The 24,789-nt window shown below is 67.2% G+C and carries 20 protein-coding genes; 13 read left to right on the top strand and 7 right to left on the bottom strand.

The features are described 5' to 3' along the window. Window positions 1–59 precede the first annotated feature (59 nt). The 4 genes from boxA to AC10V3_RS07415 form a co-directional block, all read right to left on the bottom strand. Complete coding sequence (boxA, locus tag AC10V3_RS07400; RefSeq protein ID WP_022534474.1) at window positions 60–1,307, bottom strand: benzoyl-CoA 2,3-epoxidase subunit BoxA; 1,248 nt, start codon at window positions 1,305–1,307, stop codon at window positions 60–62. A gap of 35 nt (window positions 1,308–1,342) precedes the next feature. After that, window positions 1,343–2,767 (bottom strand): benzoyl-CoA 2,3-epoxidase subunit BoxB, encoded by a 1,425-nt coding sequence (boxB, locus tag AC10V3_RS07405; RefSeq protein WP_022534475.1) that lies wholly within the window; start codon window positions 2,765–2,767, stop codon window positions 1,343–1,345. A 36-nt stretch (window positions 2,768–2,803) separates the two neighbouring features. Next, on the bottom strand, window positions 2,804–4,504 hold the full coding sequence (gene boxC, locus AC10V3_RS07410) for a 2,3-epoxybenzoyl-CoA dihydrolase (protein WP_022534476.1): 1,701 nt from the start codon (window positions 4,502–4,504) through the stop codon (window positions 2,804–2,806). Between the two features lie 118 nt (window positions 4,505–4,622). Continuing rightward, window positions 4,623–5,582: a helix-turn-helix transcriptional regulator gene (locus AC10V3_RS07415; RefSeq protein ID WP_022534477.1), complete on the bottom strand. Its 960-nt coding sequence runs from the start codon at window positions 5,580–5,582 to the stop codon at window positions 4,623–4,625. 280 nt (window positions 5,583–5,862) lie between these two features. Here AC10V3_RS07415 and AC10V3_RS07420 point away from each other — a divergent pair, with 280 nt between their 5' ends. From AC10V3_RS07420 to AC10V3_RS07455, 8 genes are all read left to right on the top strand, one after another. After that, window positions 5,863–7,518: a benzoate-CoA ligase family protein gene (locus AC10V3_RS07420; RefSeq protein WP_490923430.1), complete on the top strand. Its 1,656-nt coding sequence runs from the start codon at window positions 5,863–5,865 to the stop codon at window positions 7,516–7,518. A 15-nt stretch (window positions 7,519–7,533) separates the two neighbouring features. Further along, window positions 7,534–8,370: an alpha/beta fold hydrolase gene (locus tag AC10V3_RS07425; protein ID WP_490923432.1), complete on the top strand. Its 837-nt coding sequence runs from the start codon at window positions 7,534–7,536 to the stop codon at window positions 8,368–8,370. A gap of 134 nt (window positions 8,371–8,504) precedes the next feature. Further along, window positions 8,505–9,707: an ABC transporter substrate-binding protein gene (locus AC10V3_RS07430; protein ID WP_022534480.1), complete on the top strand. Its 1,203-nt coding sequence runs from the start codon at window positions 8,505–8,507 to the stop codon at window positions 9,705–9,707. 264 nt (window positions 9,708–9,971) lie between these two features. Then, window positions 9,972–10,838, top strand: a complete 867-nt coding sequence (locus AC10V3_RS07435; RefSeq protein WP_022534481.1) for a branched-chain amino acid ABC transporter permease — start codon at window positions 9,972–9,974, stop codon at window positions 10,836–10,838. A 1-nt stretch (window position 10,839) separates the two neighbouring features. Then, the gene (locus tag AC10V3_RS07440; protein ID WP_022534482.1) at window positions 10,840–11,934 is read left to right on the top strand and encodes a branched-chain amino acid ABC transporter permease; all 1,095 of its coding nucleotides are present in this window, start codon (window positions 10,840–10,842) and stop codon (window positions 11,932–11,934) included. Continuing rightward, window positions 11,931–12,701 carry an ABC transporter ATP-binding protein gene (locus AC10V3_RS07445; RefSeq protein ID WP_349604666.1) on the top strand — a complete coding sequence of 257 codons (771 nt, stop codon included), beginning with the start codon at window positions 11,931–11,933 and terminating at the stop codon, window positions 12,699–12,701. Before AC10V3_RS07440 ends, AC10V3_RS07445 begins: the two co-directional genes overlap by 4 nt. Further along, window positions 12,698–13,423 carry an ABC transporter ATP-binding protein gene (locus AC10V3_RS07450; RefSeq protein ID WP_022534484.1) on the top strand — a complete coding sequence of 242 codons (726 nt, stop codon included), beginning with the start codon at window positions 12,698–12,700 and terminating at the stop codon, window positions 13,421–13,423. The genes AC10V3_RS07445 and AC10V3_RS07450 overlap by 4 nt, the downstream gene beginning before the upstream one ends. Window positions 13,424–13,757: 334 nt before the next feature. Beyond that, on the top strand, window positions 13,758–15,659 hold the full coding sequence (locus tag AC10V3_RS07455) for a potassium transporter Kup (protein ID WP_022534485.1): 1,902 nt from the start codon (window positions 13,758–13,760) through the stop codon (window positions 15,657–15,659). Between the two features lie 96 nt (window positions 15,660–15,755). Here AC10V3_RS07455 and AC10V3_RS07460 read toward each other — a convergent pair whose 3' ends face one another. Then, a complete protein-coding gene (locus AC10V3_RS07460; RefSeq protein ID WP_022534486.1) occupies window positions 15,756–16,751 on the bottom strand; it encodes a hypothetical protein in 996 nt (331 codons plus the stop codon). A 452-nt stretch (window positions 16,752–17,203) separates the two neighbouring features. Between AC10V3_RS07460 and AC10V3_RS07465 the strand changes: the two genes are divergently transcribed. The 3 genes from AC10V3_RS07465 (at window position 17,204) to AC10V3_RS07475 (ending at window position 19,570) form a co-directional block, all read left to right on the top strand. Beyond that, window positions 17,204–17,647, top strand: a complete 444-nt coding sequence (locus AC10V3_RS07465; protein ID WP_022534487.1) for a hypothetical protein — start codon at window positions 17,204–17,206, stop codon at window positions 17,645–17,647. Between the two features lie 210 nt (window positions 17,648–17,857). Beyond that, window positions 17,858–18,247 carry a hypothetical protein gene (locus tag AC10V3_RS07470; RefSeq protein ID WP_022534488.1) on the top strand — a complete coding sequence of 130 codons (390 nt, stop codon included), beginning with the start codon at window positions 17,858–17,860 and terminating at the stop codon, window positions 18,245–18,247. A gap of 243 nt (window positions 18,248–18,490) precedes the next feature. Further along, complete coding sequence (locus AC10V3_RS07475) at window positions 18,491–19,570, top strand: alpha/beta fold hydrolase (protein WP_041680999.1); 1,080 nt, start codon at window positions 18,491–18,493, stop codon at window positions 19,568–19,570. A gap of 43 nt (window positions 19,571–19,613) precedes the next feature. Here the strand turns inward: AC10V3_RS07475 and AC10V3_RS07480 are convergent, their stop codons facing one another. After that, window positions 19,614–20,669 carry a bifunctional UDP-4-keto-pentose/UDP-xylose synthase gene (locus tag AC10V3_RS07480; RefSeq protein ID WP_051369706.1) on the bottom strand — a complete coding sequence of 352 codons (1,056 nt, stop codon included), beginning with the start codon at window positions 20,667–20,669 and terminating at the stop codon, window positions 19,614–19,616. Between the two features lie 43 nt (window positions 20,670–20,712). Continuing rightward, window positions 20,713–22,500 carry a glycosyltransferase family 39 protein gene (locus AC10V3_RS07485; RefSeq protein WP_022534491.1) on the bottom strand — a complete coding sequence of 596 codons (1,788 nt, stop codon included), beginning with the start codon at window positions 22,498–22,500 and terminating at the stop codon, window positions 20,713–20,715. Window positions 22,501–22,762: 262 nt separating this feature from the next. On the opposite strand from AC10V3_RS07485, the gene AC10V3_RS07490 reads away from it, so the two are divergent. Further along, window positions 22,763–23,434 carry a response regulator gene (locus tag AC10V3_RS07490; RefSeq protein ID WP_022534492.1) on the top strand — a complete coding sequence of 224 codons (672 nt, stop codon included), beginning with the start codon at window positions 22,763–22,765 and terminating at the stop codon, window positions 23,432–23,434. Beyond that, window positions 23,431–24,786: an ATP-binding protein gene (locus tag AC10V3_RS07495; RefSeq protein ID WP_022534493.1), complete on the top strand. Its 1,356-nt coding sequence runs from the start codon at window positions 23,431–23,433 to the stop codon at window positions 24,784–24,786. The genes AC10V3_RS07490 and AC10V3_RS07495 overlap by 4 nt, the downstream gene beginning before the upstream one ends. Window positions 24,787–24,789 lie beyond the last annotated feature (3 nt).

The raw sequence follows: 24,789 nt of genomic DNA on the forward strand, positions 1-24,789 counted from the left end.
GCCATGCATTTCAGAAGGGAAGCGTTTGCTGAAAAAATCAGCAAAATGTGGGGTAGGCGCTAGTACGTCTCGATGTGCAACCGGCCTTCGGCCTTCATCGCGGTTTCCAGCCCCGTCCAGCTGAGACCGGCGCTGGCGCAAACCGTTTCAAATGCCGCCAGCACGCCTTCCTCCATCCCCTTCAGGCCGCAGATATAGACGTGGCCGTTGGGATCGGCGAGCAGTGTGGCCACGCTGCCGGCGGCTTCGCGGATTGCGTCCTGCACATAGCGGCGCGGCGTGACAGGGTCGCGCGAGAAGGCAAAGTGGATGTCGAGGAAATCCTTCGGCAGCTTCAGCAGCGGACCGAAGTAGGGCAGTTCGTTGGCGTTGCGCGCGCCGAAGAACAGCATCCGCCGCCCGCCGAAGTGCGCCATGTTGCGGCGCATGCGCTCGGTCATGGCGCGCATCGGCGCCGAGCCCGTGCCGGTGCAGATCATCATCACGCTGGCCTCGGCGTGGTTGGGCATCAGGAAGGTGGTGCCGAACGGGCCGACTACCTGCACCGTATCGCCCTTGGCCAGTTCGCACAGGTAGTTGGAGGCGACGCCCTGCACGGGGTTGCCGTCGTGGTCCTGGTCGACGCGTTTCACGGTCAGTGCGAGGTTGTTGTAGCCCGGCCGCTCGCCGTCACGCGGGCTCGCGACCGAGTACAGGCGGATGTAGTGCGGCTTGCCCGATGCGTCCGTGCCCGGCGGCACGATGCCGATGGACTGGCCTTCCAGGATCGGGAAGAAGTGTGTGCCGAAGTCCAGCACGATATGGTGCACGTCGCTGGACGCGTCCTCCGCCGTCAGTCGGTAATTGCCGGCCACGGTCGCCGTGACCGGCGCGCGTACGCCATGCAGGTTGACGTAGGGATGGGCGGCTGACCAGGGCGCGCGTGGCGAGGTATGGCTGCTGGTTTCCACGGACTGGATTGTGGCGTCCGTAGTGATGCCCGTACCGGTGGCCGTCGCGGCATCTGCCGTTGCCTTGGTTGCGTCACCCAGGTCCGGCAACGGCACCTCCGCCGGCAGTTCGTCCCACCGCAGTTGCGCCTCGATCGAATAGGCCTCGCCGCGCAGCATGGTGCGCCAGTTGTCGATGGCGCCGGTCGGGCAGGGCGACAGGCACGCATTGCAGCCGTTACACACATCCGCCTTGACCACGTAGTTGCGATCGTCGTGGGTGATCGCGTCGATCGGACAGGTGTCCTCGCAGGTATTGCAGCGGATGCAGATTTCCGGGTCGATCAGGTGCTGCTTGATGATGTCGGGGGCGCCCATGGCGTGTCTCCGGTGTCTCCTTCTTGTTCTTGGGCTCAGTTGAAACGCACGTATTCGAAATCCATCGGCTGGCGGTTGATGCCCACCGCCGGTGGCGCGATCCAGTTGGCGTACTTGCCGGGCTCGACCACGCGGCCCATCAGGCTGGCGACGAAGGCGCGATCCTCGCCGGTGGCGAGCCACTTGCGCTCGTTGGCGTTCCATTCGGCTTCGGAAATCAGTTCGCCCTCGGGCGAGACGTGCACATTGGCCAGCGTGCCGATCTTGCGGTTGAAGGCCTTGTGCGGCACGGTCAGGCGGAACGCGACGCCCGCTTTCTCGATCACCTTGTTCCAGCGCGCCACGCCGCCCATGCTGTCCTTGATGTAGTCGTCGCGCAGCACTTCGTTGAGCGCGTTGAGCATCGGCACCTCGCGTTCGCCAAGGCGGCCGTCGCGCACTTCCAGCACGCGGTAGACATCGCTCTTGAGCACGTGGTCGTCGGCGCGCTTGCCCTCCTCGAAGCGGCCCTTCAGGCCGGCGCTGTAAAAGGTGGCCGCGTTGGACGACTGGTCCGCGCCGAACAGGTCGATGGTCACGCTGTAGTGGAAATTCAGGTAGCGCTGGATGGTCTCCAGGTCGATCACGCCGGCGGCGCGCACCTGGGCCGGATCCTCGATGCCGCGCTCACGCATCACCTCGCAGGTGCGCTGGATCACGCGCGAGACGCCCGATTCACCGACGAACATATGGTGCGCTTCCTCGGTAAGCATGAAGCGCGTAGTGCGCGCCAGCGGATCGAAGCCGGACTCGGCGAGCGCGCAGAGCTGGAACTTGCCGTCGCGGTCGGTGAAGTAGGTGAACATGAAGAACGACAGCCAGTCCGGCGTCCGTTCGTTGAAGGCGCCGAGGATGCGCGGGTTGTCCTGGTCGCCCGAGCGGCGGTCCAGCAGCGCCTCGGCTTCCTCGCGCCCGTCGCGGCCGAAGTAGCGGTGCAGCAGGTACACCATCGCCCACAGGTGGCGGCCTTCTTCCACGTTGACCTGGAACAGGTTGCGCAGGTCGTACAGGCTGGGTGCGGTCAGGCCGAGGTGGCGCTGCTGCTCGACCGATGCGGGCTCGGTGTCGCCCTGCGTGACGATGATGCGGCGCAGGTTGGCGCGGTGCTCGCCCGGCACGTCCTGCCAGGCGGCTTCGCCCTTGTGCTCGCCGAAATGGATCTTGCGCTCCGGGTCGGCCGGCTGCAGGAAGATGCCCCAGCGGTAGTCCGGCATCTTGACGTGGTCGAAATGCGCCCAGCCCGATGGATCGACCGACACCGCCGTGCGCAGGTACACGTCAAAGTTGTGCGAGCCTTCCGGCCCCATGTCGCGCCACCAGTCGAGGAAGGCCGGCTGCCAGTGCTCCAGGGCACGCTGCAGCGCGCGGTCGTCCGACAGGTTGACGTTGTTGGGGATCTTCTGGCTGTAGTCGATGCTCACGGGGTGTCTCCTTTGTGATCTGGCGTGGGCGCGTGTCTAGACGCGGTCCCAGTCGAAGCGCGCCTTGTTGCCGGTGCCGAAGACCTTCAGCGCACCGTTCTCGCCGACGGCGTTGGGGCGCTGGAAGATCCAGTTCTGCCACGCGGTCAGGCGTCCGAAGATGCGCGTTTCCATAGTTTCCGCGCCGCCGAAGCGCAGGTTGGCTTCCAGCCCGGTCAGCGCATCCGGCGACAGGCTGGCGCGTTCTTCCAGGGCGATGCGGATCTCGTCTTCCCAGTCGATATCGTCCGGCGCGGCGGTGATCAGCCCGAGCGAGTCGGCGCTGAGGGCGTCGAGCGGCGCGCCGATGTGGTCACGCACCGCTGAGAGCGCCGCTTCATCGCCATAGAAGCGCGCCGATAGCCGGGTTTGGCCGTTTGGCATCGGATAGCAGCCGAAGTTGACTGGCGACACGAAGATGCGCGGCGCGTCGTCGGGCGCGTCGGGCAAGTGCAGCATGTAGCTGCGGTCGGCCGCCAGCGCCAGTTCCAGCAGCGTGCCGGCAAAGCAGGAATCCTGCTCGATCAGCGCGATCAGGCTGCGCGACGACACATCGAGCCGCGCCAGCGTGCGGCGCAGCATGCCGATGGTCTCGCGCACGAACCAGTGGCCGGCGTGCGCTTCCAGCAGCGCATCGGCGGCCAGCACCTGCGCCGGGTCGCCGTCGGTCTTGAGCACCCAGATGCCGATGTCGAGGTGGTTGGTGCGCAGCGTCAGGATGGCGTCGTCGAGCTCGCGCGCCATCTTCAGCGGCCACCATTGCGCACCGCCCGCGACCACGCCGGCGAGGTCGGCGGGCTGGTGCTTGTCTGGGCCGAACACGGTAATCGTGGCCTTGCGCGCGGCGGGGTCGACATGCACGCGCACGGTCTCGTAGCGGAAGCCGTCCGGCTCGATGGTGCGCGATAGCGGCGTCAGCGTGATGCCGTGGTGGCCCTGGGGCCGATCGCTGGTGGCGGCCAGCGCTGCGGCGCGCTCGGCGATGTACTCGGTAAAGCGCGCCGGCTTGACCACTTCGTCGACCAGCTTCCAGTCCTTGGCGCGCTGGCCGCGCACGCCTTCGGTGGTGGTGCAGAAGATATCGGCATGGTCGCGCCGGACATGGCGCTTGTCGGTCACGCGGGTCAGGCCGCCGGTGCCGGGCAGCACGCCCAGCAGCGGCACTTCGGGCAGGCTCACCGCGGAGGAGCGGTCGTCTACCAACACGATCTCGTCGCACGCCAGCGCCAGCTCGTAGCCGCCGCCGGCGGTGGTGCCGTTGCAGGCCGCGATGAATTTCAGGCCGGAGTGCTGGCTGGCATCCTCGATCGCGTTGCGCGTTTCATTGGTGAACTTGCAGAAGTTGACCTTCCACGCGTGCGAGGACTGGCCCAGCATGAAGATATTGGCGCCCGAGCAGAAGATGCGTTCGCGTGCGCTGGTCAGCACCACGGTGCGCACTTCGGGATGCTCGAAGCGGATGCGCTGCAGCGCATCGTGCAATTCGATGTCGACGCCAAGGTCGTAGGAATTGAGCTTCAGCGAGTAGCCGGGGCGCAGTCCGCCTTCCTCATCGACATCCATCGCCAGCGTGGCGACCGGGCCGTCGAAGCTCAGTTTCCAATGGTGATATTGATCGGGATGGCGCTCGAATGTGACAGGCGCGGTTGCTTCTGCCTGAGCGTCAGGCTGCAGTGGGGCGGTTGCCGGCGCGGACATGGCTGTCTCCTTGATGCACTATAGTGCCTTGCGGCTTTTGATGAAATATAGTGCAGCGAGACGCCCTGCGCAATGCCTTTGTCGGCGTTGCGCAGGTCCGTAGTGCGGAGGAAGGGGCTCAGGCGCCCGCGGCCTGCAGTTGTGTGCGCAGCTGTTGCAGCGAGGTGGCGGCGTCCTGGCCGCTGGTGTCGATCGAGATATCGGCGCGGGCATAGAGCGGCGTGCGCGCCTGCAGGATGCGGCGCAGGTCGTTCATCGCCTCACGGTTGCCTTCCATCGGCCGCATATCGCCCTGGGCGACCACGCGCGCCATATGCTCTTCCGGGGAGGTTCGTACCCAAATGGTGTAGCACTGCGCCAGCAGCACGTTGAAGGTGGCCGGTTCAGAAACCAGGCTGCCGGGGGTGGCCAGCACCATGCGGTCGTGCTCGCGCAGCACCTGTTCCAGCGCGCGCATCTCGTAGCGGCGATAGGCGGCCTGGCCGTACAGCGAGTGGATCTCGGACAGGCTTGCGCCGGCTTCCTGCTCGATCACGGTATTGAGTTCGACGAAAGGCACATCCTTGGCCGCCGCGAGTGCTCGGCCCAGCGTCGACTTGCCGGCGCCGCGCAGCCCGATCAGCGCGATGCGGCGGTGGCGCGCGTCGCCGGATTCTTCCGGTGCCAGCGCGTGGCGGCAGGCTTCGCGCACGCGGGCGAGGTCGCCCGCCGGCAACTGCGCCAGCCACTGCACCATCTGCGCGTACTCGGTGGCCTGCTGGCCGTTCAGTCCGTCCACTTCCGCCAGCACTACCGGCAGCGGCACGTCCAGTGCGCGCGCCACTTGCCGCAGCAGCAACACCGAGGCATTGCCGGTGCCGGTCTCCAGGTTGGCCAGGTAGCGCTCGGAAACGCCCGCACCGCGCGCCAGGTCCTTGCGCGACATGCCGCGCGAGGCACGCAGCGAGCGGATGCGCTCGCCCAGCAGCGTCAAGTAGGGGTCGCGCTCGCCGTTGGCGGCCGGGGCGGACGTGTCCCGGGCGGGGCGGGTGTCGGCTTCGGCTTCGGTCTGGGGCAGCGGGTCGGGGTCGCGGCGCATGGTGGCAGTGTCGGGTTGGCCGGCCACCATGTGGGTGGTCGGCAAAAAGCAAGGGCGCATTATACGAGCAGGCCGGGCGCTCCAAGTGGCGGGTCAGGCGGTCGCTTCCCATCAGGCCTGTCCTATAGTGCATCCCCTCGCTTGCATAATAGTTGATATGAAATAAAATGCATCGACAACCGGTGCCGGCACGCAGATGGCGGACACCGTAAGAACAGCGACTGCCCAGACGCCGCCGCAGCCGACCGGCCCGCGGCGCGCGACACCGAGGAGTGGAGACATGACGCCCCCCAATACTGCCGCCGGCGTGCCGGCGGCCGCATCGCCCGTGCCGTTGACTGTTCCACCTGTTTCTGGCGCCATCACGGCGCTGCCGCCGCGCTACAACGCCGCCGAAGACCTGCTGTCTCGCAATCTCCAGGCGGGGCGGGGCGGCAAGACCGCCTATATCGACGACACCACTTCGCTCACCTACGCAGAACTCGATGCCCGCGCCCGCCGCTTTGCCGGCGCGCTGCGCGACGCGGGTTTCCGCCAGGAGGAGCGGCTGCTGCTGTGCGCGCTCGATACCGTTGATTTCCCCACCGTGTTCCTCGGCTGCCTGCTGGCCGGCGTGGTGCCGGTGGCGGTCAATACGTTGCTGACCGCGGACGATTACGCCTACATGCTTGGCCACAGCGGCGCGCGCGCGGTCGTGGTGTCGGAACCGCTGCTGCCGGTGATGAAGGCCGCGATCGACAAGAGCGGCCTCTCGCCGATGGTGATCCAGGCCGCGCCGCATGGCGAATCGCCGCCATCGTGCAGCATCGGCGCGATGCTGGCACGCACGCGCTCGCCCGCGCAGGCGGTAGGCACCGGCCCCGACGACATGGCGTTCTGGCTCTATTCGTCCGGCTCCACCGGCAGACCGAAGGGCACCGTGCATACCCACGGCAACCTGTTCCATACCGCCGACCTGTACGCGCGCCAGGTGCTCGGCATCCGCGAGGACGACGTGGTGTTCTCGGCCGCCAAGCTGTTCTTTGCCTACGGCCTGGGCAATGCGCTGACCTTCCCGATGTCGGTCGGCGCCACCACCGTGCTGATGGCCGAGCGGCCCACCCCGCCGGCTGTGTTCAGGCGGTTGCGCGAACAGCGGCCCACGGTTTTCTGCGGCGTGCCGACGCTGTTCGCCGGCATGCTGGCCGCACCCGACCTGCCGCTGCGCACGGATGTGGCGCTGCGCGTCTGCACCTCCGCCGGCGAGGCGCTGCCGCGCGATATCGGCGAACGCTTCCTGTCACATTTCGGCTGCGACATCCTGGACGGCATCGGCTCGACCGAGATGCTGCATATCTTCCTGTCGAACCGGCCCGGCGAGGTGCGCTACGGCACCACCGGCAAGCCGGTGCCGGGCTATGAACTGAAGCTACTGGACGAGCATGGCGAACCGTGCGCGCCAGGCGAGATCGGCGACCTCTATATCAAGGGCCCAAGTGCGGCGCTGATGTACTGGTGCAACCGCGACAAGACCCGCGACACCTTTGTCGGCGAATGGACCCGCAGCGGCGACAAGTACCTGCGCGATGCCGATGGCTTCTACACCTACGCCGGCCGCAGCGACGACATGCTCAAGGTCGGCGGCATCTACGTATCGCCATTCGAGGTCGAGGCCGCATTGGCCCAGCATCCGGCCGTGCTCGAGGCGGCGGTGATTGGCGTCACCGATGCCGACCAGCTGGTCAAGCCCAAGGCCTTCGTGGTGCTGCGCCCCGGCCAGCAATGGCACGACGGCATGGCGGCCGAGCTGCAGGCCTTTATCAAGTCGCGCCTGGCGCCGTACAAGTACCCGCGCCAGATCGAATGCGTGCCCGAGCTGCCCAAGACCGCGACCGGCAAGATCCAGCGCTTCCGGCTGCGCCAGCGTGAAGACGCCGCGCGGCAGACCCTGCAGTGACCGCCTCCTGAACCGATGCAACAGAATAAAGTGCCCCCGCAAAGCAGTCTGGTGGAAATCCCTTTTGACAACCGCCGTATCCGGATCGAATACCAGTGGCTGCGGCCCGAGCGCACGGAGCGCCCGCTGGTGGTGTTCCTGCATGAGGGACTCGGGTCGGTCAGCATGTGGCGCGATTTCCCGCGCGATTTCTGCGAGACCGGGGACTACCGCGGCCTGGTGTTCTCACGCTACGGTTACGGCCGTTCCACGCCGCGCCCGCACGACGAGAAGTGGCGCACCGATTTCATGCACCGGCAGGCGCGTGAGGCGTTGCCCCCGCTGTTCGATGTGCTCGACATCGGCCCCGGCCGTACCCATGGCATGCCCTGGCTGCTGGGCCACAGCGACGGCGGGTCGATCGCACTGATCTACGCCTCCAGCTTCCCGCAGGCGGTCGACGGCATCACCGTGCTGGCGCCGCATATCGTGGTGGAAGACCTGTCCGTGCGCAGCATCGCGGCAACGCGCCAGACCTACCTGGAAACCGACCTGCGCCAGCGGCTGGCGCGCCATCACGACGATGTGGAATCCGCCTTCTGGGGCTGGAACGATATCTGGCTCGACCCCGACTTCCGCCGCTGGGACCTGCGCCCGCTGCTGTCCGGTTTGCAGTGCCCGGTGCTGGCCGCGCAGGGCGAAGACGACGAGTACGGCACCATGGAACAAATCGAGGGTATCCATCGATATGCCCCACAAACCACGTTGCTTAAACTCGCGCGATGCGGGCATTCGCCACATCGCGACCAGCCTGGACCGTTGACGCAGGCCGCGGTTCGGCATATAAACGCATATACTTCATACTTAAAATAATTGGGCTTCCCGCCCGTTGCGCAGGGTCCCCGGCTTGCATGGCACCGACGTGCATGCGCCGGCGCGGGTCACGGCAAGGGCAGGGGGACCGGCAACGGTCCAGCGAGCCGCCGGCTTGACCACCAGGAGACATCATGCGTCGCTTCACCTCGCGCAGGCTCGCGCCTGCCTGCCTTGCCGTCGCCACCGTGTTTGCCATGGCTGCCGCGCAAGCGCAGACCGCACCAGCTGCACCAGCCGCGCCCGGCGGCAAGATCAAGGTCGGCTTCATGCTGCCGTACACCGGCACCTACGCTGCGCTCGGCACGGCCATCGAGAACGGCTTCCGCATGTACGTGACGCAGCAGGGCGGCAAGCTCGGCGGGCGCGACGTCGAGTACTTCAAGGTCGACGATGAATCCGACCCCGCCAAGGCCCCGGAAAACGCTACCAAGCTGGTCAAGCGCGACCAGGTCGACGTAGTGGTTGGCACGGTCCACTCGGGCGTGCAGATGGGCATCGTCAAGGTGGCCAAGGAAAACAACACGCTGCTGATCATCCCCAATGCCGGCGTGGATGAAGCCACCGGTCCGCTGTGCGGCCCGAACATCTTCCGCACCTCGTTCTCCAACTGGCAGCCGGGCTATGCGATGGGCCAGGTGCTGGGCGAGCGGGGCCTGAAGAAGGTGGTCACGCTGACCTGGAAATACGCTGCCGGCGAGCAGTCGGTGAAGGGCTTCAAGGAAGCTTTCGAGGCCAAGGGCGGCAAGGTGGTGAAGGAACTGAGCCTGCCGTTCCCCAACGTCGAGTTCCAGGCGCTGATTACCGAGGTGGCGTCGCTCAAGCCCGATGCCGTGTTCGTGTTCTTTGCTGGCGGCGGTGCGGTCAAGTTCGTCAAGGACTGGGCCGCGGCCGGGCTCAAGGACAAGATCCCGCTGTATGGCTCGGGCTTCCTCACCGATGGCACGCTGGAAGCGCAGGGCACCGCCGCGCAGGGGCTGGAAACCACGCTGCATTATGCCGACGGCCTGACCAACCCGCGCGACAAGAACTTCCGCCTGGACTACGCCAAGGCCTACAAGCTGCAGCCCGACGTGTACGCGGTGCAGGGCTATGACGCGGCGCAGCTGCTGGCCGCCGGTGCCACTGCGGTCAAGGGCGACATGACGCGCAAGGCGGACCTGTACAAGGCCATGGGCGCCGCTAGGATCGACAGCCCGCGGGGCGCCTTTACGCTGTCCAAGGCGCATAACCCGGTGCAGGATTTTTACCTGCGCAAGGTGGACGGGCGTGAGAACAAGATGAGCTCGGTGGCGGTGAAGGCGCTGGCTGATCCGGCGCGTGGGTGCAGGTTGTAAGCTGTGGGCGCCTCCGATGCCGCTGGTTTTCTCCCCTCTCCCGCTTGCGAGAGGGGCAGGGAGAGAGGCAGGCGTGTCAAAGGCTGAGGTCGGTGGGTTGGTTAACACCGTTGGCTTCGCTTGAAGTGGTTCCTTGCCAGCCCACCCCTCTCCCCAACCCTCTCCCCCTGAAGGGAGAGGGAGAATACCTTGCTTAGGCTAGCCCGGGCGGCTTGGGCGCACCCAAAACCGTTGGCATCTCTGTAACCCGCTGGACCATCCCGCATGGACATCGTCTCCTTCCTAATCCAATGCCTGAACAGCGTCCAGTACGGCTTGCTGCTGTTCTTGGTCGCCAGCGGCCTGACGCTGATCTTCGGCATCATGGGCGTGATCAACCTCGCGCACGGCAGCTTCTACATGCTGGGCGCCTACCTGGCCTTCACGCTCGCCGGGCTGACCGGCAACCTGTTTATCGCCATCCCGCTCGGCATCGTGCTGGCGGTGGCCTTCGGCTACGTGCTGGAATGGGCCTTCTTCAGCTACCTGTATGAGCGCGACCACCTGCAGCAGGTGCTGATGACCTATGGCCTGATCCTGGTCTTCGAGGAGCTGCGCAGCATCCTGGTCGGCGACGATGTGCACGGCGTGCAGGTACCGGCGCTGCTCGACGGCGCGCTGCCGATCGGCAACGACATGACCTACCCGGTGTACCGGCTCTTTATCTCCGCCGTGTGCCTGCTGGTAGCCGGGGCGATGTACTACGTGATCCGCCGCACGCGGCTGGGCATGATGATCCGCGCCGGTGCCACCAACCGCGAGATGGTGCAGTCGCTGGGGATCAACATCACGGTGCTGTACCGCTTCGTGTTCGCGCTGGGCGTGGCGCTGGCGGTGCTGGCGGGCATGATTGCGGCGCCGGTGTCGTCGGTCTATCCGGGCATGGGCTCGCAGGTGCTGATCGTGTGCTTTGTGGTGGTGGTGATCGGCGGCATCGGCTCGGTCAAGGGTGCGCTGGTGGCGTCGCTGCTGCTGGGTTTTGTCGATACCTTCGGCAAGGTGTTCTGGCAGGAGGCGGCCGGCGTGCTGATCTACCTGCTGATGGCGGTGATCCTGCTGTGGAAGCCGCAGGGGCTGTTCAAGGCAGGATGATATGAATCCGACGACATTGCCGGCGCGCCGGCCCAAACAGCGTGCCACGCTCGCCACCGCGCTTGGCTGGCTGGCAGCCTTCGCCGTGCTCGCGGTGATGCCGCTGCTGCTCACTGCGGACAGCCACAAGTTCTATATCGAGCTGCTCAGCAAGGTGATGATCATGGCGATCTTCGCGCTGTCGCTGCAGTTGCTGATCGGCTATACCGGGCTGGTCAGCCTGGGGCATGCGGCGTACTTCGCCATGGCCGCCTACGCCACCGCGATGCTGGCGCCGGAGTCCGGCCCCGGCAACGGCTGGGTGCTGCTGGCCGGCGCGCTGGCGGCATCGGCCGCGCTGGCGCTGGTGGTGGGCGCGCTGGTGCTGCGCACGCGCGGCGTGTATTTCATCATGGTGACGCTGGCCTTCGCGCAGATGGTGTACTTCGTCTTCCATGACACCAAGGTCGCCGGCGGCAGCGACGGCACCTATATCTACTTCCGGCCGGAATTCCCGGTGCCGGGCGAGCGACTGCTGACTGTCAACGATCCCACCCATTTCTACTGGCTGGTGTGGCTGGGGCTGCTGGCGACGGTGGCGGTGCTGGCGCTGGTGCTGCGCTCGCGCTTCGGGCACGCGCTGGTCGGCATCCGCCACAACGAACAGCGCATGCGCGCCGCCGGCTATGCCACCTACCGCTACCAGCTCGGCGCCTTTGTCGCGGGCGGGCTGCTGGCCGGGCTGGCGGGCTACCTGTATGCGATCCAGTTCGGCTTCGTCAATCCGGAGATCGCGTCGTGGCACCAGTCCGGCAACGCCATGCTGATGGTGATCCTGGGCGGCGTGGGCAGCCTGGCCGGGGCGGTGCTGGGGGCCTTCTCGTTCGTACTGTTGGCCGAGTGGTTCAGCACGCTGACCAAGCACTGGCAGCTGCTGATGGGCGGCTTCATCATCGTCGCGGTGGCGCTGCTGCCGCGCGGGCTGGTCAGCCTGCCGTCGGTGCTGCGCCACGGCCGCCGCGGGCGGCGCAATGGCGATCAAGGGACCGAGGCCGACGAGGCGCCAGGCAAGGGCGGTGCCGACGGCCATCCCCGCAGCAACACGGAGGCCGCATGACCACGCCGGGCATCCCGATCCTGCAGGCGCAGCAGTTGACGCGGCGCTTCGGCGGCCTGACCGCCGTGGCGAACGTCGACCTGTCGCTGGCGCTGCACGAAATCCACGCCGTGATCGGCACCAACGGCGCGGGCAAGTCCACGCTGATCAACATGCTGTCGGGCGAGCTGCCGCCGTCGTCCGGCCGCCTGCACCTGAAGGGCGAGGACGTGACCGGATGGTCGCAGCCGCGGCTGGCGCGGCATGGGGTGGGGCGCAGCTACCAGCGCAACAATATCTTCCTGCCGCTGACCGTGCGCGAGAACTGCCGGCTGGCAGCGCAGTCGCGCGCGCAGCGCGCCTGGCGGCTGTGGGAAAGGGCGCAGGGCTGCCGCACCAGCGCCGCGCTGGCCGACGAGGCCATGGAGCGCGCCGGCCTGGCGCCGCTGGCGGACCGCATCGCCAGCGACCTGGCGCACGGCCAGAAGCGCCAGCTGGAAGTGGCGATGTGCCTGGCCACGCAGCCGGTCGCGCTGCTGCTCGACGAGCCGCTGGCCGGCATGGGCGCCGAAGAGTCGGCGCGGATGCTGGCGCTGCTGCGCGGGCTGCGCGAGGGACATGCCATCCTGCTGGTCGAACACGATATGGACGCGGTGTTCTCGGTCGCCGACCGCATCACCGTGATGGTCAACGGCGCGGTGATCGCCACCGGCAGCCCGGAGGCGATCCGGGCCAACCGCGAAGTCCAGCTTGCCTACCTGGGTGAAGAAGACGAGGCCGCCGCATGAGTACGTCAACCAGTACGCCGATGATCGAAGCCACCGGCATCCACGCCTGGTATGGCTCCAGCCATGTGCTGCGCGGCATCGACTTCACCGTCGGCGTGGGCGAGACGGTGGGGCTGCTGGGCCGCAACGGCATGGGCAAGAGCACGCTGTTGCGCACGCTGCTGGGCCACGTGCGCCAGCGCCAGGGCCGGATTGCCGTGGCCGGCCGCGACGTCTCGCGCGCACAGCCGTACGAGGTGGCGCGCCTGGGCGTGGCCTATGTGCCGGAAGGCCGCGGCATCTTCCCCAGCCTGTCGGTGCGTGAAAACCTGCTGATGGCGGCGCGCAAGGGCAGCAACGGCCGCAACGACTGGGACGAGGCGCGCGTGCTCGACCTGTTCCCGCGCCTGAAGGAGCGGCTGACCCATGGCGGCCAGCAGCTCTCGGGTGGCGAGCAGCAGATGCTCTCCATCGGGCGCGCGCTGATGACCAACCCTGATTGCCTGGTGCTGGACGAAGCCACCGAAGGGCTGGCCCCACGCATCGTGCGCGAGATCTGGGAAGTCATCGCCACTGTGCGCGGCACCGGCATCGCCACGGTGGTGGTCGACCGCAACTTCCGCTCGGTGCTGGCGCACGCCGACCGCGCGGTGGTGCTGGAGAAGGGCCGCGTGGTGCTGGCCGGCCCGGCGGCGGATCTTGCCGGCAAGCCCGAGGCGCTGGATCGATATCTGGGCGTCTGAGCGAAAAATGCCTGATGAGGCGCTTTTGTTGCCGTGCCGCAACGCCACTTGCGGGCGCAAGAACACGCAGTTTTGCGCTGCCAGGGCTTGACCATCCGCCGCTTCCCTCCCATCCTTGCGGAGTCACGAACGCGGCATCCCATTCTTCCGCAGTGGTCGATAGCGGGCAGTTCCTCTAGAATTGCGCCCGATTGTGCGATGCAATAGAACCGCCAAAGAGAACCGGAAAACGGACGCGGCGGCCCGCTCCTGGCCCCAAACTGCACGCGACGGGGCCACGGGCCGCGCCAGAGCCAACAAACTGCCGGCGAGCCGGTCGAGCAGACCCAACTTCATGACCCAAGCCACCACCACCAGCCATTATTTCGTCGAAAGTCCGAGTACACGCGCCCTGGTGCTCGGCGCGGTCGGTGTCGTCTTCGGCGACATCGGCACCAGTCCCCTGTACGCGCTCAAGGAATGCTTCAGCAAGGAACACGGCATAGCGTTCAGCCCCGACGCCGTGCTGGGCGTCATCTCGATGCTGTTCTGGGCCATGATCATCGTGGTCTCGATCAAGTACGTGGTGTTCGTGATGCGGGCCGACAACGACGGCGAAGGCGGCGTGCTGGCGCTGATGGCGCTGGTGTTGCGCACCGTTGCGCCACGCTCGGGCAAGGCCAAGGTGCTGATGATGCTGGGCATCTTCGGTGCCTGCATGTTCTATGGCGATGCCGTGATCACGCCGGCGATCTCGGTATTGTCGGCGGTGGAGGGGCTGGAGATCGCCGCGCCGCAGCTTTCGCAATTCGTGATACCGATCACGCTGGTGATCCTGGCCGCGCTGTTCCTGATCCAGCGCCACGGCACCGCTGCGATGGGCAAGCTGTTCGGGCCGATCATGACGGCGTGGTTCCTGGCACTGGGGGCGCTGGGTATCTACAACCTGGTTCAGGCGCCCGAGATCCTGAAGGCAGTCAACCCTTACTACGGCATCAACTTCCTGGTTGAGCATGCACTGCAGGCCTTTATCGTGCTGGGCTCGGTGTTCCTGGTGCTGACCGGGGCCGAGGCGCTGTACGTCGACATGGGCCATTTCGGCGCGCGTCCGATCCGCATCGGCTGGTTCGTGCTGGTGATGCCGTGCCTGATGCTGAACTACTTCGGCCAGGGTGCGATGCTGATGAACAACCCCGCCGGCGCCGAGAACCCGTTCTTCATGATGGTGCCCGAGCTGCTGCAACTGCCGATGGTGCTGCTGGCCACCTGCGCCACCGTGATCGCCTCGCAGGCGGTGATCTCGGGCGCGTTCTCGTTGACCAGCCAGGCGATCCAACTCGGCTTCGTGCCGCGCATGCGCGTGCGCTATACCTCGGCCGCCGAGATCGGCCAGATCTACCTCCCGGTGGTCAACTGGCTGCTGCTGGTGCTGGTGATCGGCGTGGTGATCTCGTTCAAGAAGTCGGAGAACCTGGCCGCGGCCTACGGCATCGCCGTCACCACCACCATGGTCATCACCACCATCCTGGCGGCGGTGTGCATGCGCAATGTGTGGAAGTGGAACCCGGCGCTGGTGGCGGTACTCGGCACCGCTTTCATCCTGGTGGACCTGGCGTTCTTCGCGGCCAACCTGCTCAAGATCGCCGAAGGCGGTTGGTTCCCGCTGCTGCTGGGCACGGCCGCGTTCTTCATGCTGATGACCTGGTATAGCGGTCGCAAGCTGCTGCGCGCGCGCAGCCTGGAAGACGGCATCCCGCTGGAGCCCTTTATCGCCGGGCTGCTGGCGCATCCGCCGCACCGGGTCGAGGGCACCGCGGTGTTCCTGACCGGCAATACCGATTCCGTGCCGGTGTCGCTGCTGCACAACCTGAAGCACAACCGCGTGCTGCACGAGCGCGTGGTGTTCCTGAACTTCATCACGCGCGACGTGCCATACGTGGACGATGACCATCGCCTGAGCTGCAAGGATCTGGGTGGCGGCGTCTATATCCTGAAATCGGATTACGGCTTCAAGGAAACACCGGACGTGCAGAAGGTGCTGGACCTGTCCGACCGCAAGCTCAACATGCACTTCGAGCTGATGGAAACGTCGTTCTTTATCGCGCGCGAATCGGTGATTCCGTCCAAGCTGCCGGGCATGCCGATGTGGCGCGAGAGCCTGTTCGCCTGGATGCATCAGAATGGCGCCAAGCCTTCGGATTTCTTCCAGATCCCGGCCAACCGGGTGGTGGAACTGGGCACCAAGGTCGAGATCTGAGCGCGCGGGCCGGGCGCCCGCAGCCATCGACACAGACCCCCGGGTGTATGCCGCCAGGTGACCCCGGGGGTTTTTCTTTGCGCCTCGCTCCTGCGTTTATGCTGCCATGGCAGGCGAGGGTTGGCCGCCGGCCGGCATCGCGTACATCAGCGGCGCCATCGCCGCCTGGATCCGCGCCATCTGCGTCTCGGTGACCATGTCGGTGAGCAGCTTGCCGAAGCGCGGCTCGAGCGCGCCGGTGACGATATAGGTCCAGCGGTACGCCTTCAGCACCGTCTCGGCGATCTGCGCGGCATGCTCGTGGCGGCCAGCCACCTGCACGAAGTAGGCCGCATCGGCGCTGGCCTGCGCCTGCACGATCTCGTCCATGCCGGTGACCAGCGCGATCATGTCGTCGATCGCGGCATCGCGCTCGGCGGCGTCAATGCGCGCGTCCTCGCGCAGCCATTCCAGCTCGTCCATGATGGCGTGCTGCGATTCCTCGCGCCAGTGGTACAGGAACACGTCCTTGTACAGCTCGGACAGTCCGGGCGCCGTGCCGATGCTGGCGCGGTAGTGCGCCTGCGAGAACAGCTCGAGCTGGCAGGTCATCGCCAGCACGGCCCAGTTGCGCTTGCTGAGCACGAAGGCCGCGACCTCGTTGGGGACGGCGCCGAACTGGTAGCCGGCGGGCATGTCGGCGGCCGCCAGTTGCTCGATGCGGCGGAACAGTTCCTGGTGCTTGAGCTCGTCGTCGGTGAAACGCACCAGCGCCTCCAGCGCGGTCTGGTCGCCGAACCAGTGGTCGCGGCTTAGTTCCAGCACCTTGGCGCTGACGAAGCGCTCCACCAGCCCGAACATATTGGCGTAGGTGCGGCCCTGCACCTGGCTCAGGAAGCGCTGCTCGTCGGCAGTCAGGAAGGGCAGCTCGTCGACCAGCGACAGGCCGTCGGGCAGGAACTTCTGGGTGAGGTTGAAGGTGCGGCCCCGGATCACGTCGCGGTCGATATCCCAGCGGATGCGGCGGGACGCGGCGATGCAGCGCGCATAGCGTTGCGTGTCGATGTGGAAGGTGGCGATGGCTTGGGTGACAGTTTGGGCAGCGGCTTGCATGGAGACTCCTGTGCGGTGTTGTCCGTCCATCGGGAGACGGTGCGCCAATCTTTGCGCTGCGCCCGCGCCCGCGCATGAGGCCAGTGTCCCGGAACGGCCGCTGCGGCACGCTGCAGCCGCATGCACGCCGGGACAGCGGTCCCGGGCGCCACGGTGCGGGGCCTGCCAGACTGTCGCAACGGCACCGGGCCGGCCCGCGGCGCGCGTGGCAGCGCTTTCCGGCCCGCGCGGCCGGCGCCCGGTGCGGGCTTTCCTGAGCCGCCACACCACACCGCGCATGCCATGCGCCACCCGCGCGCCTGGCATCGGGGCGCTTGTCCCGGGAAGTTGCCCACCCCGCGGGCCGACCCGGGACACCGGCCTCATGCGCGCATGCCGTCCCGCGCCAGACAATGCAACCCTCACCTCGTCATTGACCGCCTTCGCGGTCCCTTCCAGAAGGAGCCCGTGCCATGCGCCCGTTGCAGCAGTGGTCTCGCCAGTCCAGCCGGTATGCCGACGATGGCCGTCGCATGCTGCCGCTGCGACGCGCGCTGCCACGGTGGTTGCGATGGGTGCTGCGTCACCGCATGGCACGCTCCGGCGCGGCGATGCTGCTGCCAGCGCTCCTGCTGCTCTACGTCTTCTGTCATTCACATGCGAACTGGGAATCGTGCCTCGCCTCACTGCGTGAGCTGAATCACGATCACGGCGCGCCGGCGCGCGAGCTGGGACGCGCGTTGTCGCTGGCGCGCTCCCTGCGCGGACGCCAGGTGCCGGATGCGGCTGCCTGGCACGCCGCGGTGCGGCTGGCCGCCGACGAAGTGTCGGCGTGCCTGGCAGCACTCCGGCGCAGTCCGGCGCGGCTGCTGCCGTCGCTGGCACCGCTGTTCGCGATGCTCGGATGGCTGCACTGACGCAGGGCGCTCCTTTCCCCGCATCCGCACCCAGCTGATCCAGGAGTCCGGCGCGACGCCGCTGCCACGATGGGATGGCAGCCGGCCCGCGCCAGGCAACGGCTTGCACGGCAGAGGCGATCCCGTGCGGCCTGTGCCGTTCCGTAGCTGATCGCCTGCACGAGGAGTGCCGTCGCGGCAACGCCGCCGACACCCCTGTTGGAGATAGCAATGCATAAGAATTTTGCCAAGACCCTGCTTGCCGCTGCCGCACTCGCCGCCGGGCTCAACCAGACCGCCCACGCCGGTGCCTATGCTGATGCACTGATCGTTGGCGCGCCGGGACACAACGGCCAGCGCGACGCCTTTACCGATGGCGCGCGCAGTCCGGCCACCGAGGCCACCATGCTGCCCGTGGTCGCGCGTCAGGGCATGTCCGTGTGCGCGGTCCGTGGCTTTGATCCGTACCGGGACGGCATGCGCAAGCCTGATCCTTACACCGATGGCGCCCGCATGGGCCAGTTCGACCCGTTTACGGAGGGGACCCGCATCAACTCGCGCGATGGCTTCACCGACGGCGCGCGCAGCGATGCGCGCGACAGCGGGGAATGCCTGTCCTGAGCCGGGCATGGCAACGGGGCGGTTTGTCCGGGCCGTTTCGTTGTCCAGGCGCCGGGGAATGTGCGCCATGACTCGCGCATGCCCCGATATGACGCAACCCTGCCATAAGGCAACCCGCCCGGCGCGATGCCGGGCGAGCGCCAATCTGCAACGGCACTGTTGCACCGCAAATCCTTTGCTAAGCTAGGGAAGTCACGCGGCGCGCCTGCGCAGGCAGGCCGTCCCAGCACCGCGCGACCCGACATGCCGATGTTCAAGCAGCAAATCCGCCTGTGCACCAGCCGGGATGGCGTTCGCATTGCTTATGCCATCACGGGCGGTGGCGCGCCGCTGGTCAAGGCGGCCAACTGGATGAGCCACCTCGAGTTCGATGTGGGCAGCCCGGTGTGGAGCCATATGATCACGGCGCTGTCGGCCACGCATATGCTGATCCGCTATGACGAACGCGGCTGCGGGCTGTCCGACCGGGACATCGAGGACCTCTCCTTCGACGCCTGGCTGCGCGACCTGGAAACCATCGTCGACGCCACCGGGGTCGAGCATTTCCCGCTGCTGGGTATCTCGCAGGGCGCATCGCTCGCGGTGGCCTATGCGGTCGCGCATCCGGAGCGCGTCAGCCACCTGGTGCTGCACGGCGGCTATGCGCGCGGGCGACTCAAGCGCGACAACCTCAGCCCGAGCCTGCGCGAGGAGGCCGAGCTGATGAACAAGCTCGCGGAACTCGGCTGGGGCCAGGAGAACCCCGCCTTCCGCCAGTTCTTCACCACGCAGTTCATCCCCGGGGGCACCGCCGAGCAGCATGCGTGGTTCAACGAGCTGGAACGGGTTTCGACTTCGCCGCTGAATGCCTCGCGCTTTATGCGCGTGTTCAACGAGATCGACGTGGTGGCACTGTTGCCGAAGGTGTCGTGCCCGACGCTGGTGCTGCACGCGGTGCACGACGCGCGCGTGCCCTTCGACGAAGGGCGCCTGATCGCCAGCGAAATCCCCGGTGCGCGCTTCGTGCCGCTGGAAAGCGGCAACCACCTGCTGCTCGAAACCGAGCCCGCGTGGCGCCGCTGGCTGGACGAGGTGCGCGCCTTCCTGCCGGCCACGGAGCCGGTGCGCGATCCCGCCTTCACCGCGCTGACGCGGCGCGAGCGCGATATCGTCGAACTGATCGCACAGGGCCGCGACAACGCCCAGATCGCCGCCCATCTCGATCTGTGCGAGAAGACCGTGCGCAACCACATCACCAGCATCTTCGCCAAGCTGGAAGTGGAGAACCGTTCCCAGGCCATCGTGCTGGCGCGCAAGGCCGGTTTCGACCGCGCCGGCGCGTGAGTTCCGGGCTGGTCGCCGTGACGCGGTCGCCGCCTTCGTGCGGCTAGCCCTGGTTCACCAGCGTACGGGCATCGGTCACGTGCCCGCGATACGCCTCGAAAATGCGGCGCAGCGCTGCTTCCATGCTGATCTCTGGCTTCCAGCCCAGTTCCTCGATGGTGTTGTCGATCTGCGGCACGCGGTGCTGCACGTCCTGGTAGCCCTTGCCGTAGAAGTCGCCCGACGAGGTCTCGACGATCCGCGTTCTGCGCGCTTCGTCCGCATATTCCGGATAGTCCGCCGCCATCTTCAGCATCATCTCGGCCAACTCGCGCACCGAGTGGATATTGCCCGGATTGCCGATGTTGTAGATCTTGCCGGTGGCCACGCCGTTGGGGTTCTCGATGATGCGCATCAGCGCGCTGATGCCGTCCGCGATATCGGCGAAGGCCCGCTGCTGCGCGCCGCCGTCGACCAGCTTGATCGGCTCGCCGCGCACGATATGGCCGAGGAACTGCGTCACCACGCGCGACGAGCCTTCCTTCGATTCGAAGATCGAATCCAGCCCCGCACCGACCCAGTTGAACGGGCGGAACAGCGTGTAGTTCAGGCCTTGCTCCATGCCGTAGGCGTGGATCACGCGGTCCATCAGCTGCTTGGAGCAGGCGTAGATCCAGCGCGGCTTGTTGATCGGGCCGTAGACCAGCGGCGAGGCCTCGGGATCGAACTCGTCGTCGCTGCACATGCCGTAGACCTCGGAGGTCGACGGGAACACCAGGTGCTTGCCGTACTTCACGGCGGCGCGCACGATCGGCAGGTTAGCCTCGAAGTCCAGTTCGAACACGCGCAGCGGCTCGCGCACGTAGGTGGCGGGCGTGGCGATGGCCACCAGCGGCAGCACCACGTCGCACTTGCGGATGTTGTACTCGATCCACTCCTTGTTGATGGTGATGTCACCCTCGAAGAAGTGCATGCGCGGGTGCTCGACGAGGTCGCCCAGACGGTCCGCCGACATGTCCATGCCGTAGACCTCCCACGACGTGGTTTCCAGGATGCGGCGCGTCAGGTGGTGGCCGATAAAGCCGTTGACGCCGAGGATCAGTACTTTCTTGCGTTGCATTGCGTTTGACGATGGCATGGGAAAACAGAATGCGCCGGCGCGGCTAGCGCGCGTCGGCGATCGGGAAGTTGGCGACCGCTACGCGGCGCCAGTCGCGCGCGACCACGTGCATCGGCACGCGCGCGCTCAGTTCAGCAAAGGTCTGCGGCGACAGCAGCGCGATGGCGCGCGGGCCGTGCTGCCAGGCATCGACGAAGGCATCGACGGTTGGCAGCCATTTCTGCGGTTCCTGCTCGGTGCCGAACGACAGTTCGTCTGCCTGCGCGACCATGGTAAGCGGATGGTGCAGGTAGAACGGCAGCGTATGGTCCAGCATGCCGACGCCATAGAGCGGCATGCCGGGGCGCAGCACGCGCTCGATCGGCGCCACCATGTCGATGCCTGACGCCGAGCGCCCGATGGTTTCGTGGCCGAGCAGGGCGATGGAGAAGGCCAGCAGCATGCCCAGTGCATACGCCGTGATACTGGCCATGCGCCCGCGCCGCCGCAGCAGCCACAGACCCGCCGCGGCGCTGGCCAGTACCAGCGCGAACGCCAGCGCGGCCCATACGGCATAGGCGCGGTAGAGCGCATTGGGCGTGTTGTTGGAATCGAGCGTGGCCACGTAGGGGCTCGCCAGTAGTCCGATCGCGCCCACGACCAGCATCGCGCGCAATTGGAGGATCCAGGCACGCTCGCCAGTACGCGCCAGCGCCACGCCCGCCAGGATTCCCAGCGCCGGGAACATCGGCAGGATATAGCCTGGCAGCTTCGACCCCGACAGGCTGAAGAACACGAAGATCGACACCGCCCACAGCGCCGCCATCAGTGCCGGCTGGAACGGCCGCGCGCCGCCTGCGCCAGCGGTACCGGCACGCTGCCGGACCGCGCGTACCATGCCTGGCAGCAGCCCAAGCCACGGCAGAAAGCCGCCCAGCACCAGCGGCACGAAGTACCACAGCGCCCCCTTGCGGGCATGCACGGTCGAGGTATAGCGTTGCCAGTGCTCGTGGATAAAGAAAAAGCGCAGGAATTCCGGGTTGTGCCGTGCCACCAGCCAGTACCATGGCACCGCCACCAGCAGCATCAGCGCGATGCCGGCCGGCGCATGCAGGCGCCGCCACAGCGCCAGGTCGCGCGTCACGCAGGTGTACACCACCAGCACCAGGCCGGGCAGCACCAGGCCCACCAGCCCCTTGGTCAGCAAGGCCAGGCCCATCGCCGCCCAGCACGCCAGCATCCAGTTGCGGCGCGTGGCCGGCGTTGCTGAGGGATGCTGGGCCAGCAGCATGCTCGCCAGCACGCAGGCCATGATGCCGGACAGCGTCATGTCCAGCGTATTGAAGTGCGCGGCGGCGTTCCACATCGGCGCACTGGCCAGCACCAGTCCCGTCAGTAGCCCGGCGCGCGCGCCGAACCAGCGTGCCGCGGCCAGCATCGACGCGCCCAGCCCGGTGATGCCGGCCAGCGCCACGCACAGCCGCGCCTGCCACTCGCCGATGCCGAACAGCGAGTAGGAGATTGCCGTCACCCACATGTGCAAGGGTGGCTTCTCGAAGTACTTCAGGCCGTTATAGCGGATGGTGACCCAGTCGCCGGTGCTCAGCATCTCGCGGGCGATTTCGGCGTAGCGGCCCTCGTCGGGACCGAGCAGGTGGCGCACGCCCAGCGTGCCGAACCAGGCCAGCGCGAACACCAGCACGACCAGCGCTATCGCCAGCGTGGGGACGCCCGCCACCCGGGTGGCGGGCCATGGCAGGGCCGGCGGGGCGGTGACAAGCGCGGGCTCGGCGGCGAGGCGATCGGAACGATGTAGCGGAACGGCGTGGGCCGGAGGCGGGTGTGACGGCAAGGGCGGGTGCTGGCTAGGGTATCGGGCCAGGCGTCGGCGTCCGGCGGGAGGGCTTCGGCGTGACGCTGTCCACGCCGCAGGCATGCGCGGCGTTGAACAGGGCAAGTGCCTGGCAGTGCGAGCCAGAGAATAGGCCGCTAACCTTAATGGCACATTAAGCCGGGCCGCGCACAATGGTGGCGCGATACGTGGCTCGCACCACGCAGTGCGCGATCGCGTGACCGGCACGTAACACCGTTCCCACCGGCAATCACCCGAAAAAATGAGAATTCTTATCGTTGAAGACGACCCCATGCTGGGCGACGGGCTGCGGCGCGGCCTGCAGCTGCTGGACTATGCGGTCGACTGGTTTGCCACCGGCACCGAAGCCGACCACGCGCTCGACGTCGTCCACTACGACGCCGTGGTGCTGGACCTCGGGCTGCCCGGCGAGGACGGCATGGCGCTGCTGGCACGCTGGCGCGCGCGTGGCTGCCGCATACCTGTGATCGTGCTGACCGCGCGCGACGCTATTGAAAGCCGCGTCGGCGGGCTCGACGCCGGCGCCGACGATTACCTGGTCAAGCCGATCGCGCTCGATGAACTGGCCGCGCGCCTGCGCGCCGTGACCCGGCGCGCAGCGGGGTTGTCGTCGCCAGTGTGGAAGCACGGCGCACTGGAATTCCATCCCGCCGCGCGCCAGGCGTACTGGCGGGGCCAGCCGGTGGAACTGACCAGCCGCGAAGCCATCCTGCTCGAACTGCTGCTGGCGCACCCGAACCGGCTGCTGACGCGCGACATCCTGCGCGACAAGCTCTATGACTGGCAGGGCGGCGTGGAAAGCAATGCGTTGGAAGTCCATATCCACCACCTGCGCCGCAAGATCCACCCCAAGATCGTGCGCACCTTCCGCGGCGCCGGCTACACGCTGGGTGCGGCGGAGGATTGCGTATGACGCTGCAGCGCCGCCTGATCCTTGCGGTCCTGATCGCGGCGCCGGTGGTGTGGCTGCTGACCATCGGCATGACCTATGTGCGCGCCCGGCACGAGATCAACGAGCTCTATGACACCGACATGGTGCGCATGGCGCTGCAGATGCATTCGGTGGTGCCGCTGGTCGATGTCGCCGCCGCGCCGTCGCGCACCAGGCTGCCCCAACTGGTGGAGGGTGACCAGGGCGATGCCGGCCTGGGCGATCTCGCCATCGCCGCCTGGCTGCCGGACGGCAAGCCGCTGCATATCGATCCCGAGGGCGACCTGCTGCCGCGCGCCCCGGGCGTGAAGGGCTTCACCGATATCACCATCAACAAGGAACCGTGGCGGCTGTACTACCTCGCCGACCCCGATACCGGCTGGCGCGTCTGCGTCGGCCAGCAGCTCGGAGAGCGCAATGAGCTGATCCTGTCCTATATCGCCGCGCAGGTGCTGCCGTGGGCCGCCGGCCTGCCGGTGCTGATCGGGCTGCTGATCTGGTTCATGCGGCGCGCATTGGCGCCGGTGCGGGCGCTGTCGGCGGATATCGAAGGCCGCACGCCTGAGGACCGCCGGCCGCTCAGCCTGGAGGCCGTGCCCGGCGAACTGGTGCCGCTGGTCCATGCGACCAACCGGCTGCTGGCGCGCGTGTCCGACTCGATCGAACACGAACGGCGCCTGACCGCCGACGCGGCCCATGAGATGCGCACGCCGCTGGCCGCGCTCAAGGCGCAATGGGAGATCGCCGAGCGTTCGCCCGACGAGACCGAGCGCGCCCAGGCACGCGCCAACGTGGCCGCAGGCATCGACCGTATCGGGCGGCTGGTGTCGCAGTTGCTGACGTTGAGCCGGCTGGAAGATGCTTCCGGCCTGCCGTCGCGCCAGCCGGTGAACTGGGTGCCGGTCGCGCAGCAGGCGCTGTCCGACTGCCTCGGGCTGGCCCGGCAGAAGCAGGTCGACGTGGAACTGGAATGGCCCGGCGCGGGACGGGCGCCATTGCCAATCGCGGGCGATGCCAACTTGCTGTCGCTGATGCTGCGCAACCTGCTCGACAACGCCATCCGCTACAGTCCGCCAGACGCGCTGGTGACGATCGATTTCCAGCCGGATGGCATCACCGTGCGCGACCAGGGGCCGGGCGTGGCGCCGGATCTGCTGGCCCGGCTGGGCGACCGCTTCTTCCGCGGCGGCAACGGGCAGCGCGAGCACGGGCACGGGCTTGGCATTTCCATCGCGCAGCGCGTGGCGCGGTTGCATGGGCTCGAGATCGCGTTTGCGAACCGCTCCGATGGGGCGGGCAAGGGCCTGGCAGTGCGGATTGTGCGCAGCGCCTGAAGC

Source organism: Cupriavidus sp. PB-02, from assembly GCF_058252315.1.

What these genes read in the sequence shown, in the direction of transcription:
- boxA (WP_022534474.1), bottom strand. Translation starts at nt 1,307, where the DNA reads ATGGGCGCCCCCGACATCATCAAGCAGCACCTGATCGACCCGGAAATC.
- boxC (WP_022534476.1), bottom strand. Translation starts at nt 4,504, where the DNA reads ATGTCCGCGCCGGCAACCGCCCCACTGCAGCCTGACGCTCAGGCAGAA.
- AC10V3_RS07415 (WP_022534477.1), bottom strand. Translation starts at nt 5,582, where the DNA reads ATGCGCCGCGACCCCGACCCGCTGCCCCAGACCGAAGCCGAAGCCGAC.
- AC10V3_RS07420 (WP_490923430.1), top strand. Translation starts at nt 5,863, where the DNA reads ATGACGCCCCCCAATACTGCCGCCGGCGTGCCGGCGGCCGCATCGCCC.
- AC10V3_RS07425 (WP_490923432.1), top strand. Translation starts at nt 7,534, where the DNA reads ATGCAACAGAATAAAGTGCCCCCGCAAAGCAGTCTGGTGGAAATCCCT.
- AC10V3_RS07430 (WP_022534480.1), top strand. Translation starts at nt 8,505, where the DNA reads ATGCGTCGCTTCACCTCGCGCAGGCTCGCGCCTGCCTGCCTTGCCGTC.
- AC10V3_RS07435 (WP_022534481.1), top strand. Translation starts at nt 9,972, where the DNA reads ATGGACATCGTCTCCTTCCTAATCCAATGCCTGAACAGCGTCCAGTAC.
- AC10V3_RS07440 (WP_022534482.1), top strand. Translation starts at nt 10,840, where the DNA reads ATGAATCCGACGACATTGCCGGCGCGCCGGCCCAAACAGCGTGCCACG.
- AC10V3_RS07445 (WP_349604666.1), top strand. Translation starts at nt 11,931, where the DNA reads ATGACCACGCCGGGCATCCCGATCCTGCAGGCGCAGCAGTTGACGCGG.
- AC10V3_RS07450 (WP_022534484.1), top strand. Translation starts at nt 12,698, where the DNA reads ATGAGTACGTCAACCAGTACGCCGATGATCGAAGCCACCGGCATCCAC.
- AC10V3_RS07455 (WP_022534485.1), top strand. Translation starts at nt 13,758, where the DNA reads ATGACCCAAGCCACCACCACCAGCCATTATTTCGTCGAAAGTCCGAGT.
- AC10V3_RS07460 (WP_022534486.1), bottom strand. Translation starts at nt 16,751, where the DNA reads ATGCAAGCCGCTGCCCAAACTGTCACCCAAGCCATCGCCACCTTCCAC.
- AC10V3_RS07465 (WP_022534487.1), top strand. Translation starts at nt 17,204, where the DNA reads ATGCGCCCGTTGCAGCAGTGGTCTCGCCAGTCCAGCCGGTATGCCGAC.
- AC10V3_RS07470 (WP_022534488.1), top strand. Translation starts at nt 17,858, where the DNA reads ATGCATAAGAATTTTGCCAAGACCCTGCTTGCCGCTGCCGCACTCGCC.
- AC10V3_RS07475 (WP_041680999.1), top strand. Translation starts at nt 18,491, where the DNA reads ATGCCGATGTTCAAGCAGCAAATCCGCCTGTGCACCAGCCGGGATGGC.
- AC10V3_RS07480 (WP_051369706.1), bottom strand. Translation starts at nt 20,669, where the DNA reads ATGCAACGCAAGAAAGTACTGATCCTCGGCGTCAACGGCTTTATCGGC.
- AC10V3_RS07490 (WP_022534492.1), top strand. Translation starts at nt 22,763, where the DNA reads ATGAGAATTCTTATCGTTGAAGACGACCCCATGCTGGGCGACGGGCTG.
- AC10V3_RS07495 (WP_022534493.1), top strand. Translation starts at nt 23,431, where the DNA reads ATGACGCTGCAGCGCCGCCTGATCCTTGCGGTCCTGATCGCGGCGCCG.